We start from the raw sequence: 12,261 nt of genomic DNA on the forward strand, positions 1-12,261 counted from the left end.
GCCATGGACGCGAAAACTTCCACCCCTTCAGGCGGCCCAGGGTGCATTTAATGCGCTCGACCCCTTGAGGAGGAAGACGTGATGAACCTTGTCATTTCCCAGCCCGTGCGTGCCCGCTGGGCGATCCTGCACGCGCTCCGCAGCGCCCTCAGCCTGCGACGCAGTCCGCGCCTGCCGAGGGGGCTCGACCGTCGCCAAATACAGGATGCGGGCATTCCCTGGGAGCTGGCGGGCTATGGCCGTGGGGCCGATGTTTCCATGCTGCCGATCGTCATGCTCGAGTCGCAGCGCTGAACCGGCATAGTTGCCAAGAAGGGGCGCGCCGCCCCTCCCACCCGCTGCGGGCATGCCTACAGATCCGGATCAGCGCTCCGGCGGCGCTTCCACCATGCCCAGGGCGGACATGTAGAGCTCGAGCAGGGCTTCCTGCTCCATGCGCTCATTGGCATCCTGCTTGCGGATGGTGACGATCTTGCGCAGGATCTTGGTATCGAAGCCATTGCCCTTGGCCTCGGCGTAGATTTCCTTGATATCGGCGGCGATGGCTGCCTTCTCTTCTTCCATGCGTTCGATGCGTTCGATGAAGGCCCGGAGCTGGTCCTGGGCGACGCTGTCTTCGACGGCCATTAACATACCTCTTTTGTTCTGGCCCCGTTTCAATCCTAAGCGCGGCGTCGGTTCAAGCCCCTTGTGGTTCTATCCCCCATATCCCCTGTCGCTGAGTGCGCCCAAGTTCGCAATTCCGTCAAATCGACCCCTTAGCCATTGACCTTGTCTTCCGCTTCGTTTCAAACGAAAGGCAATCTTCCAATGAATTGCGGCTCGCTCGTGCTTTTTTTGCGCCCCAGCCTGGCGATGACTGCTGCCCTAGTCGGCGGCTTCCTGGCCTTTTCAACTCCCGCCCACGCTGAACTGCGGATTTGCAATGAAACGGCAAACCTGGTTTCCGTTGCTCTTGGATACCGCGCCGAACGCGGCTGGATGAGCGAGGGCTGGTGGCAGACGCCGCCCGGGGACTGTCGCGTTCTCTATCAGGGAGACCTGCAGAAACGCTTTTATTATCTCTATGCTGTGGACGATATTGGCGGCGGCGCATGGGACGGCCAGGTCTTCATGTGCACGCGTGACGAAACCTTCACAATATTCGGGGTTGAGGATTGCCTCGCCCGGGGCTATGAGCGCACCGGGTTCTTTGAAATCGATACCCAGAACCGAACTGACTGGACTTTGCAGCTTACCGAAAGTGCGGGAGCGCCAAGTATCGTCGGTCCGGAAGGCGGAGAAGATCTCGAAGAGCCAGCCTTTCTGATCGATACCGATGAAGGTGTCGACCAGACGGTTCCGTTACCACCGCCCCCGCCTCCAAGAACTCAAGATACGGAAACGCAATGAGACGGATCAGACGCGCGAAGATCCTCGCCACCCTCGGGCCTGCAAGCCACGACGAGAAGATGATTGAGGAATTGGCAAAGGCCGGTGCGGATGTGTTCCGCATCAATATGAGCCATGCCAGCCACGACCTTATGCGCCAGACCGTTGAGCGCATCCGAAATGTCGAGGCGCGACTGAACCACCCCCTCGGCATCCTGGTCGATCTGCAGGGTCCCAAGCTGCGGGTCTGGAAGTTCGCGGAAGGCTCGGTCAATCTGGTCGCGGGCCAGAAATTCACGCTCGACAGCAATAATGACGACAATGGCAATGCCGAGCGCGTCTACCTGCCCCATCCCGAGATCATCGAGAGCGTATCGGTGGGCGATCGCCTGCTGCTCGACGACGGCAAGCTGCATCTGCGCGCGACCAAGGTCGGCAATGGCGCCATCGAGACCGAAGTGGTCTATGGCGGCAAGCTGTCCGACAAGAAGGGCGTCTCCCTGCCCGACACGCTGCTGCCGACCGGCGCGCTGACGGAAAAGGATCACGCCGACCTCCTGGCCGGCCTCGCCGCCGAAGCGGACTGGATCGCGCTCTCCTTCGTGCAGCGTCCCGAAGACATTATCGACGTGCGCAAGATCGTTCAGGGTCGCGCCGGCGTCATGGCAAAGATCGAAAAGCCGCAGGCGATTGATCGGCTCGAGGAAATCGTCAAGCTCTCCGACGCCATCATGGTGGCGCGTGGCGATCTGGGCGTCGAGCTGCCGCTCGAAACGGTTCCAGGCCTGCAGAAGCGCATGATCCGCATGTGCCGTCGCTACGGCAAGCCGGTGGTCGTGGCCACCCAGATGCTGGAATCGATGATCACCGCGCCAGTGCCGACCCGCGCTGAAGTGTCGGACGTCTCCATCGCCGTCTTCGAAGGCGCCGACGCCGTCATGCTGTCGGCCGAAAGCGCGTCGGGCCAGTTCCCGGTCGAGGCCGTCGCCACCATGAACAAGGTGGCCGTGGCCGTCGAGAACGACGCCAATTATCGCGGCATCATTCGCGCCGCCCAGACCGAGCCCGAGGCAACGGCCGCCGACGCCATCTCGGCGGCGACCCGGCAGGTCGCCGAGACGCTGGACCTAGCTGCCATCGTCACCTACACGGCGTCCGGCTCCACCGGCATCCGTGCGGCGCGCGAGCGGCCCAGCAAGCCGATCATCGCGCTCTCGCCGAACCTGCGCACCATCCGCCGCCTGTCGGTGGTCTGGGGCATTCATTGCGTGCAGACCGAGGACGCGGTCAATCTCGAAGACATGGTCGATCGCGCCTGCGTCATCGCCTACCAGGAGGGCTTTGCCCGCCCCGGCGACCGCATCGCCATCACCGCCGGCGTGCCGCTGGGCACACCGGGCGCCACCAATATGCTGCGCATCGCCTTTGTGCGGCAGGACGGCGCCGGCTCGAGCTGATCGTCTCAAGCGAGTCGAGAAATACAAAACTCCCGGTTCGAAAGAGCCGGGAGTTTTCTTTTGCCACGCCATGCGCGCCAGGCGGAGATGGGTCCAAAAGAAAAGGCCCGCAACTGGTGCGGGCCTCTTCGAAACCAATGCGACGTGTCGCTTAGCCCTGGCGGGCCTTGAAGCGCTTGTCGACCTTGTTGATGATATACACGCGACCGCGACGGCGGACGAGTTTGTTCGCGCGGTGGCGCGTCATCAACGCCTTCAGCGAGTTGGTGATCTTCATCGTCTTTTCCTCAAGTCAAACAAAAGGGGCGCCGAGGCGCCCAAAAACTGCGCTCTTCATATGGAAAATGCCCTGCCCTGTCAACGCGTGAGGCAGAATAGATTTCACCCTTTTACACGCTTGCCGATATGAGCAATTAACCCCGGGGTGAGGCTTGTCCCATAACATGGAATGCGGGCCGGGGGGAATGAAAATGGCACAGGCGACAATCGTAAAGCAGGGCGTGCTCATCGCCGATCCGACGCAGAACATGGCCTCCCTGATCGCCGCCATGCTCCGCGGCTTCGGCCACCAGATGGTGACTGAAATCACGGAAGCGCGCGCGTTCAGCGGGGCGCTTCTGCGCCGGAGCTACGCCCTGATCATTGTCGACGAAAGCCTGGGGGCAAACGGCCCATTGGCCACACTGCGCAAATTGCGGAGTGACCCCAGCCACCCCAATCGCTTCACGCCCATCATCATGGTATCGGCCGCCCCCGATATCCGCTCCATCAGCGAGGCTCGCGATGCCGGGGTGAGCGAATTCCTCCGCAAGCCATTCTCCGCGGCCGATCTGCAGGCGCGCATCGCCGGCCTTGATCTCAAGCCCCGCGATTTTGTCATCGCACCCGATTACGCCGGTCCTGACCGCCGTCGCCGGCAGGTCGATATCGGCCCTTCCGACCAGCGCGGCGAAGGCTCGGACGGCCCCGAACCAACGGAAAATTAGTTTACCGTCACTTGCCCGGAAGCCGAAAGCCAACCCGGCTCGAGCGGCAGGTTCCACTGGGCCAGCTCCGACTGGCGCTTGAGCATTTCGAGCACCATGTGCAGATCGGAACGGGAGAGAGTGATCTCCGGGCCATCCCCCTGGGGAGAAGGCCGGAACACCAGACGGAAGGCAGCGGGGGTCACGTTTATGTTGACCGTCTCCACCAGCATCGGGGCCGAAGCGCCCGAGGAGAGCGACGGCAGCTGTTCGGCATCGGCCGGGCCCACCACGGCGGCCGCCATGGCACCCTGATGCTCCATCAGCACTACGTCGTCGCGCAGCGCCGCAGGGGCGTGGGCGGCGACAGCGCTGGACCGCGCCAGAACGCCGGCCAGTCCATTGATCAGCAGGGCACAGAGCCGGCGGGTGACCAATAGCGTCTTGGCGCCGTCACCCGTCCCCAGCCAAAGGACCAGTCGATCTTCGCGGGTGCTGTAGCCGAGGGAAATCTGTCCGGCTGTGGGCGAAGCTTGTGCCGTGTCCATGTTATGCGCGGCTCCCTTGCCCCTTAGAGGATTTCACCGCGTCGTTGACGCGATGAAATCACGTTCATTGCTTGTTCTGGCGCGCCTCCGAACCGGAAAAACGCTCCAACGGATCAGTCCTTGATATCCTTGACGTCGTTCAGCATCGCATCCCAGTCGATTTCGTCTTCGGCCTGGATGGGCTGGAACATCGACTCGATCTCGGCTTCGCGTTTTGCCGAGACGGCTGCGTGCTGCGCATGCAATTGCGCCAGCTTGCCCAGATTTCCCATATTGGTCATGGAGAGGAGCTGGGCATAGGCCACAGCCAGCACCCCGCCGCTGCGCAACTCGAGGAAGGCGGCATCGTCGATCGCGCCGAGCTTGGCCTCGTTGACGCGGAACAGCCCATTGACCGGGATTTCGGTGTCGCCGTCGCGAACCTTGAGGGGCCACGGCTCCAAGAGGCCATGGGACGCGAGCTTGGCGCCGGCGCGACCGATGGCCTCGACACCCTTGTGCACGCCAATCAGGAACTGCAGGATCTGCTGGATCCGCTCGGTGGGGCGGCCCTCGGCGTCGAAAAAGGCCTCGCCTTCGCCTGCCCCGGCCAGGAGGCCGCTGCCCTCGTCATAGCCAAGCGCAAACTGGTTGTTCTCGGCCGGCATCAATTTGAAAGGATAGCCCCTGAGCACGGCGGGCACATATTGGCCCAGCCACTGCCCATCCGGGCCCACATAAAGGTTCTGCTGCGGCCTGAGGCCAAGCAGGGTCACCAGAGCCGGATGCTCGCCTTCGAGAAAGGCCAGGGCGAACTGGGTGGCCGCATGCGCCAATTCCTCGCCGGCGATGGGCGCGATGATCGAACTAGCCGCAAAGCCATAACCTGAACTCGGCCGCCAGGATCGGTCGGAATGGGTTGCGGCGCGAAGGGGGGTAATTGTCTCGGTCATGACTTGTCTTTGAGAAGAAGGACAACAGAACAGATTGCCCTGCCTAGCAAGCGCCAACCGGGATTGCAAATCCGGCCGACAGCGCCCGGGGCCAGGCGACAACGCATATTTAAGACGATGAGCGCACAGTCTTTCGCGCACGAAGCCGCAATCGCCCCAGCCCTCTGCCTGCATTGGAGTTGAGGCACGGTCGATGGCCAGAACCAGGCTGGCAAGTCAGTTTCAGTCGAAGGAAGAGCCAAGTTGGCGAAACTACACACTTCACCAGCATTCAGACGCCGAAGGCGATGAATTCGCCTCTTTGTGATGCCAATTGCGACGCCCCCTGCTATAAGGGCACAAAATTGCTGTATTGGACCCCTAACCGCGTCCCGCATGCGTTTCGAGGCGAAGCGAATGAACGGGGCAACCGGCCGTGAGCAGGGTCCGGCCAACAGCGGCAGACTGAAAGCACAAATATGACCACAATAAATCCGTTCAAGGCGGCGCTGAAGACCTACCAGACGATCCTGGTCGCAACAGTCATTTTCAGTGTTGCCATCAATCTGCTGATGTTCATCTCGCCGATCTACATGCTGCAGGTTTACGACCGGGTGCTGCACAGTCGCAGCGAGACGACGCTGGTGATGATCACTCTCATCGCGCTGGCAGGTCTGGCGATCTACGCGCTGCTCGAATGGGTCCGCTCACGCGTATTGGTTCGAGCCGGCCTGCGCTTCGATGAGATGATCGCCAAGGCCCTGTTCAACCGCGTCGTGACCACCACAATTCGCCAGCCCAATGGCAAGTCGGAATTCGTGCTCGGCGATGTCGATCGCCTGCGCGAGTTCCTGACCGGCTCCGGCCTCATCGCCATCTGCGACGTGCCCTGGGTGCCGATCTTCATCTTCGTCTGTTTCATGTTCCACCCGATGGTGGGCTATGTGGCGCTGGCCGGTGCGGTCATCGTCTTCGCCCTCGCCATCGCCAATGAGTTCATGACCAAGAAGACGCTCAACGAAGCGTCGGGCCTCGGACAGTCGGCCCAGCATTTCGCCACGACGACCCTGCAGAATATCGAGGCCATTCGCGCCCTGGGCATGGAAAGCAGCCTGCGCAGCCGCTGGCACGACATGCACCGCGGCATGCTCGAAAAGCAGGCCGAAGCCAGCGACAGCGCCGGCGCCATCCAGTCCGTTTCCAAATTCGTGCGCATGGGCCTGCAGACGCTGATCCTCGGCGTTGGCGCCTATCTCGTGCTCGAGAGCGAGATTTCACCCGGCTCGATGATCGCCTGTTCAATCCTGATGGGGCGCGCCTTGCAGCCGGTCGACCAGGTCGTGGGCCAGTGGAAGCAATTCGTCGGTGCGCGCCAGGCCTATTCGCGCCTCTCCCAGATCTTCACCCAGGTTCCCGGCGAAGAAGACAAGACCCAATTGCCCGCGCCGACCGGCAATCTCTCGGTCAGCAATCTCGCCGTCGTGCCGCCGACGGCGCGCACGCCGCTGCTGCAGGGCGTCTCCTTCGAGGCCGTTCCGGGCGAAGCCGTGGCTCTGGTCGGCCCCAGCGGCGCCGGCAAATCCAGCCTGATGCGCGCCCTGGTCGGCATCTGGCCGGCAGCGGCCGGCAGCATTCGCCTTGACGGCGCCGAACTGCAGCACTGGGACCCCGATTTGCTCGGCAAGCATCTGGGCTATCTCCCCCAGTCGGTCGAACTCTTCAACGGCTCCGTTGCTGAAAACATCTCGCGCTTCCAGGTCGGCGCCAAGGACGAGGACGTGCTGATGGCCGCCCAGCAGGCGCGCGTCCACCAGATGATCCAGAATCTGCCAGATGGCTATGACACCCAGATCGGTGTGGGCGGGCGTTCGCTTTCCGGTGGTCAGCGCCAGCGCATCGGCCTTGCCCGCGCGCTCTATGGCGATCCCGCGCTCATCATCCTCGACGAGCCGAACGCCAATCTGGACAGCGAGGGCGAAGAAGCCCTGTTCCAGATCATCCAGGAGCTCAAGGGGCGGGGCAAGACGATCCTCTTTGTCAGCCACAAGATGAGCCTCGTCAGCCTGGCCGAGAAGTCGCTGATCCTGGCCGAAGGACGCATGCGCTCCTTCGGACCGACGCAGGAGCTGCTCAAGATCAAGCCTGCGCTCAAGCCGGTGCAGCCGCCTGAAGCGCCGCAGACCCGCAGCATTGCCTAAGGAAACTCAATGACAGTCGTTCCCTATTCCGGCGACGAGCCGGTTGTGTCCTCCGGCAAGCCCCAAAAAGACTTCTCGCCGCGTCCCTACATCATGGCAGGCTATGTAACGCTCGCCCTGACCTTCGGCATTTTCGGCGTGTGGGCGGCAACAGCGCCTCTGGCAAGCGGCGTCGTCGCGGGCGGCGTGGTCTCGGTGGAATCGAGCCGCAAGATCGTCCAGCATCTTGAAGGCGGTATCGTCTCGGGGATTAACGCACGCGAAGGCGAGATCGTCGAAGCCGGCGCTGTCGTTCTGACCCTCGACCCCACCCAGGCCCAGGGCAATGTGGCCTATCTCACCAGTCGCCAGCACATGTTGCTGGCACAGGAAGCGCGCCTCAACGCCGAAAGCGTGAACGCCGAGGACGTGATCGTCCCCGACGAGCTGGCGACCACAGACGATCCGGCCGTGCAGCGCGTCGTGACGCTGCAGCAGACACTCTTCCATGACCGCAAGGCCAGCAAGGATGGCCAGGTCGCGATCCTGACCTCGCGCATCGGCCAGCTCAACGAAGCGATCAACGGCCTCTCCCTGCAAAAAGACGCCATCGAACAGCAGATGACATCGCTGAACGATGAAGTGACCCGCCTGACGCGCGGCCAGGAGACTGGCGTTATCGCCACCAATCAATTGTCTTCGATGACCCGGGCGCGCCTCGAATTGCAGGGCGAACTCGGAGCGATCACCTCCGAAGTGGCCAAGCTGCGCCAGAACATCTCGGAAACCGAGTTGCAGATCATCCAGGTCAACCAGGAGTTCGTCGAGCGCGCCGGCAGCGAATTGCGGGACGTGCGCGAGCAGCTCAACGAGACGACCGAGCGGCTGCATGTTGCCCGCGACGTGCTCGATCGTACCGTCGTCAAGGCCCCGGTTCGCGGCATGCTGCAGAACATTCGCGTGCACACGATCGGCGGCGTCATCCGCCCGGCCGAGCCGGTGATGGACATCATCCCGCTCGACGACGACCTCATCATCGCCGCGCAGATCCGGCCGATCGACATCGACAGCGTCTCCATCGGCCAGGAAGCCGAAGTGCGTTTCTCCGCTTTTTCGTCCAAGACCACGCCGGTCATCTTCGGCCGCATTTCCGTGGTGTCGCAGGATGTCGTGCAGCCGGAAAACCCGAACCAGGCGCCCTATTACAGCGCCCGCATCGAAGTGGCTGACACCGACGTGCCCCAGGATCTGCGCGAGCGCCTCCTGCCCGGCATGCCGGTCGACGTGATCGTTTCCACCGGCGAGCGCACCATGTTCGAATATTTCGTGCGCCCCATGACCGACATGTTCAACAAGGGCATGCGCGAACAATAAGGGCGTTCCCAGGCGGCGGCTCAGCTCTGCCGCCTGGACGCTGGTCCCGGGTTTCTTGCCGATACCCCAATCCACGGAATGGGGTTATAGGCCATTCCTCCAGAAATGGTCTTTTCTCACACGCAGCACTGTGCTTGACGTGCGGCGGCCAGACTGACCGAGGCGACCCCAAAGCAGCATGAAGATTGTACTTTCCATCCAGTCCCTCAAATACCCGCTGACAGGCATTGGTCGCTATACCCTGGAGTTGGCGCAGCAACTCGCGATCAGCCCGGAGGTCGAGCGGCTGGACTATTTCAACGGCGACAAATTCGTGCCCGGGCTGCCCGAGCGGGATGACATGGAGACGGCGCCAAGCGCGGCGGCAAGTGGACTTCTCGCGATCAAGCGGCAGCTGGCCCGCAGCAAGCTGGTGCTGGAGAGCTATCGCGCGCTCAAGGCGCTGCGCCGCTCCAACCCGTTTGCGGGCCATGAGGGGCAATTGTTCCACGGGCCCAATTTTTACGTGCCGGACTTCCCCGGCCCCCGGACGGTGACCATTCACGATCTGTCGGTGCTGACCATGCCCCAGTTTCATCCTCCCGAGCGGGTGATGTATCTGGGCAAGGAAATCGAGATCTCGCTGCAGCGCACCAATACGATCATAACCGACTGCCAGGCCATCAAGGACGAAGTGATGCAGCGCTTCGGAATTGCCGAGGCCGATGTGTTCGTCGCCCCGCTCGCCAGCAGCGAGGCCTTTCGGCCCCGCGAAGCGGCGGAGACCATCCCCACACTCGCCCGCTACGGGCTCCAGCATGGCGGCTATACGCTCTATACCGGCACGATCGAGCCGCGGAAGAACCTCGTCAATCTGATCGAGGCCTATGAGAAGCTGCCTTCTGCGCTTCGCGCCCAAAAGCCGCTGGTGCTGTCGGGCCATCGCGGCTGGCAGAACGAAGCCATCATGGACCGGATCGAGCGGGCCCAGAGCGAAGGCTGGCTCACCTATCTCGGCTTCGTGCCGGAGGACGATCTGCCGCTCCTGTTTTCCGGCGCCTATCTCTTCGCATTCCCCTCGCTCTATGAAGGCTTTGGCCTGCCCGTTCTCGAGGCGATGGCTTCGGGCGTGCCCGTGGTGACGTCCAATCGCTCTTCCCTGCCTGAGGTTGGCGGGGACGCGGCGATCTACATCGAGCCGGAAGATGTCCCGGCCCTGAGCCGCGCCCTCGAGCGGGCCCTGGTGGACGATGACTGGCGTCGCGACGCCATTGCACGGGGCTTTGCCCAGGAACAGCGGTTCAGCTGGGAAAAATGCGCAGCGGATACGCTGACGGCATATCGCGCCACGATGGCGCGATGAGGAGACGATAGAATGATCCTCAATCTCTTGCGCGCGCTCTGGAGCTACCGGTATTTCCTGGTCACCTCCATCATCGCCGATTTCCGCAACCGGATCCTGCGCAGCCGCCTCGGCTTTCTCTGGATCATCCTGGCGCCGCTGTCGCAGGTGCTGATCTATGCCTTCGTGCTGTCCAATCTGATGAGCCAGCGCCTGCCGGGGATCGACAGCTCGTTCTCCTATGCCATCTATCTGATGTCGGGCTTCCAGGCCTGGCTGCTGTTCAGCGAGATCATCACGCGGTCGATCACCGTCTTCATCGACAATGGCAATGTGCTCAAGAAAATCTCCTTTCCCCGCACCATTCTGCCCATTGTCGTGATCTCGACCTCGCTGATCACCAATCTGATCTTTCTGGCCCTCGTCATCATCACCTTCACCCTGGTCGGCTTCCCGCTCGGGTGGAATTTGCTGTGGCTGCCGGTCATGATGGTCATCAACACCGCCTTTGCTGCGGGGATCGGGCTGGTGGCGGGCATCCTCAATGTCTTCATCCGCGATATCGGCCAGCTGACCCCCATTTTGATGCAGTTCCTGTTCTGGTTCACCCCGATCGTCTACACGATCAATATCCTGCCCGAGGCCTTCCAGAAGATCGTGATGCTCAATCCGATGTTCTGGATCATCGATGGCTACCACCGGGTCATGGTGTTCAACGAAGCGCCGCTCAACGGTCCCCTCATGGTCATCTTCGGGCTGTCCCTGGTCATCCTCGGCCTGGCGTTCTGGCTATTCCGCAAGGCCAGTCCTGAAATGGTGGACGCACTATGAGCCACGTCGTCATGAACGTTTCCGGGCTGGGCAAGGTTTTTCGACGCTATAGCCACGAACTCTATCGCGTGCTGCGCTGGTTCGGGATCAAGGCGCCGATCGCCGAAGAACGCTGGGTGCTCAAGGACATCTCCTTCGAGGTGCTCTCCGGGCAGGCCCTCGGCATTGTCGGGCGCAATGGCGCGGGCAAGAGCACGCTGCTCAAGCTGATCACCGGCACGATGCGGCCGTCCGCCGGAGCGGTCACCATCCACGGCAAGATCGCGGCCATTCTCGAGCTCGGCATGGGGTTCAACCCCGACTATACCGGCCGCCAGAACGTCTTCCACGCGCTGGGGCTGATGGGGCACCAGCACGCCGAAATCGCCGCCACGCTCGACGATATCGCCGGTTTTTCCGAACTTGGCACCTATTTCGACCAGCCGCTGCGGGTCTATTCAAGCGGCATGCATATGCGGCTCGCCTTCTCTGTGGCGACCGCGTTTCGACCGGATATCCTCATTGTCGATGAGGCCCTGTCAGTGGGCGACGCCTATTTCCAGCACAAGAGCTTTGATCGCATCAAGGCGTTCCAGAAAGAGGGGACGACCCTCATTCTCGTCTCCCATGATCGCATGGCGCTGCTCAGCCTCTGCGACCGGGCGATCCTATTGCACAATGGCGCCGTGGCCAAGGATGGCGATCCAGAGGCGGTGCTCGACTATTACAACGCGCTCTTGAGCGATGCGAGCGACGCCTCGATCGAGACGCGTGAGCTGAGCGATGGTCGTATCCAGACCAGTTCGGGCAGCAAGAAGGTGACGATAGAGGCGGTGAGCCTCGTCAATTCCCGCGGGGAAAGTGTCGATACGCTCGACGTGGGGGAAAGCGTCACAGTCAGGGTGCGCACCCGGGTTCACCAGCCGGTGGACAATCTTGTCCTCGGCTATTCGATAAAGGACCGCTTCGGGCAGACGCTCTATGGCACCAACACCCACTACACCGCTCAATCGCTGGAACAGGTCTTGCCGGGCGATGTTTTCGATTTTTCGATCGCCTTCGAGGCGCATTTCGGCGAGGGATCGTACTCGGTCGCCCTCGCCCTGGTCGGCGGCGAAAACCACATCGGCGACAATTACGAGTGGCGTGATCTGGCGCTGATCTTCTCGGTCGCCAATCTCAGCCGCCCCACTTTCGACGGCAAGCTCTTCCTGCCCTCGACGATCGCAATCGAAAAGCTCGAGGGGTAGAGCGTTTCCAGGAAAAGTGGACACCACTGTTCCGGTTCGGAGCGCGACAAACAAGGACTTAGAGTGATTTCATCACG

General features: G+C 62.0%; 13 protein-coding genes. 9 read left to right on the top strand and 4 right to left on the bottom strand.

Features of this window, described 5'->3' with window-relative positions:
- Positions 1–81: 81 nt before the first annotated feature.
- Complete coding sequence (locus N0P34_RS18280) at positions 82–294, top strand: hypothetical protein (protein WP_275604643.1); 213 nt, start codon at positions 82–84, stop codon at positions 292–294.
- Between the two features lie 69 nt (positions 295–363).
- On the opposite strand, the gene N0P34_RS18285 is transcribed toward N0P34_RS18280, so the two are convergent.
- Positions 364–627, bottom strand: a complete 264-nt coding sequence (locus N0P34_RS18285) for a DUF2312 domain-containing protein (RefSeq protein ID WP_061907597.1) — start codon at positions 625–627, stop codon at positions 364–366.
- 138 nt (positions 628–765) lie between these two features.
- Here N0P34_RS18285 and N0P34_RS18290 point away from each other — a divergent pair, with 138 nt between their 5' ends.
- Positions 766–1,392 (top strand): DUF1036 domain-containing protein, encoded by a 627-nt coding sequence (locus tag N0P34_RS18290; RefSeq protein ID WP_275604644.1) that lies wholly within the window; start codon positions 766–768, stop codon positions 1,390–1,392.
- Positions 1,389–2,828 carry a pyruvate kinase gene (pyk, locus tag N0P34_RS18295; protein WP_275604645.1) on the top strand — a complete coding sequence of 480 codons (1,440 nt, stop codon included), beginning with the start codon at positions 1,389–1,391 and terminating at the stop codon, positions 2,826–2,828. The genes N0P34_RS18290 and pyk overlap by 4 nt, the downstream gene beginning before the upstream one ends.
- 151 nt (positions 2,829–2,979) lie before the next feature.
- Here the strand turns inward: pyk and ykgO are convergent, their stop codons facing one another.
- Positions 2,980–3,105, bottom strand: coding sequence for a type B 50S ribosomal protein L36 (gene ykgO, locus N0P34_RS18300; protein WP_035086881.1), 126 nt, complete (start codon positions 3,103–3,105; stop codon positions 2,980–2,982).
- Positions 3,106–3,298: 193 nt separating this feature from the next.
- Here ykgO and N0P34_RS18305 point away from each other — a divergent pair, with 193 nt between their 5' ends.
- Positions 3,299–3,814: a response regulator gene (locus N0P34_RS18305; protein ID WP_275604646.1), complete on the top strand. Its 516-nt coding sequence runs from the start codon at positions 3,299–3,301 to the stop codon at positions 3,812–3,814.
- Here N0P34_RS18305 and N0P34_RS18310 read toward each other — a convergent pair.
- Positions 3,811–4,341, bottom strand: coding sequence for a hypothetical protein (locus tag N0P34_RS18310; protein ID WP_275604647.1), 531 nt, complete (start codon positions 4,339–4,341; stop codon positions 3,811–3,813). The two genes, N0P34_RS18305 and N0P34_RS18310, sit on opposite strands and share 4 nt — an antisense overlap.
- A 113-nt stretch (positions 4,342–4,454) precedes the next feature.
- A complete protein-coding gene (locus N0P34_RS18315; RefSeq protein WP_275604648.1) occupies positions 4,455–5,273 on the bottom strand; it encodes a SapC family protein in 819 nt (272 codons plus the stop codon).
- Positions 5,274–5,731: 458 nt separating this feature from the next.
- Here N0P34_RS18315 and N0P34_RS18320 point away from each other — a divergent pair, with 458 nt between their 5' ends.
- The 5 genes from N0P34_RS18320 to N0P34_RS18340 all read left to right on the top strand — a co-directional run bounded on the left by N0P34_RS18320 (position 5,732) and on the right by N0P34_RS18340 (position 12,184).
- A complete protein-coding gene (locus tag N0P34_RS18320) occupies positions 5,732–7,450 on the top strand; it encodes a type I secretion system permease/ATPase (RefSeq protein WP_275604649.1) in 1,719 nt (572 codons plus the stop codon).
- 9 nt (positions 7,451–7,459) lie between these two features.
- Positions 7,460–8,803: an HlyD family type I secretion periplasmic adaptor subunit gene (locus N0P34_RS18325; protein WP_275604650.1), complete on the top strand. Its 1,344-nt coding sequence runs from the start codon at positions 7,460–7,462 to the stop codon at positions 8,801–8,803.
- 178 nt (positions 8,804–8,981) lie between these two features.
- Complete coding sequence (locus N0P34_RS18330) at positions 8,982–10,145, top strand: glycosyltransferase family 1 protein (protein ID WP_275604651.1); 1,164 nt, start codon at positions 8,982–8,984, stop codon at positions 10,143–10,145.
- Positions 10,146–10,157: 12 nt separating this feature from the next.
- Positions 10,158–10,955 (top strand): ABC transporter permease, encoded by a 798-nt coding sequence (locus N0P34_RS18335; RefSeq protein WP_275604652.1) that lies wholly within the window; start codon positions 10,158–10,160, stop codon positions 10,953–10,955.
- Positions 10,952–12,184, top strand: coding sequence for an ABC transporter ATP-binding protein (locus tag N0P34_RS18340; protein WP_275604653.1), 1,233 nt, complete (start codon positions 10,952–10,954; stop codon positions 12,182–12,184). The genes N0P34_RS18335 and N0P34_RS18340 overlap by 4 nt, the downstream gene beginning before the upstream one ends.
- Positions 12,185–12,261 lie beyond the last annotated feature (77 nt).

Origin of the sequence: Devosia sp. FJ2-5-3 (genome assembly GCF_029201545.1) — a bacterium.
Lineage (GTDB): Bacteria > Pseudomonadota > Alphaproteobacteria > Rhizobiales > Devosiaceae > Devosia.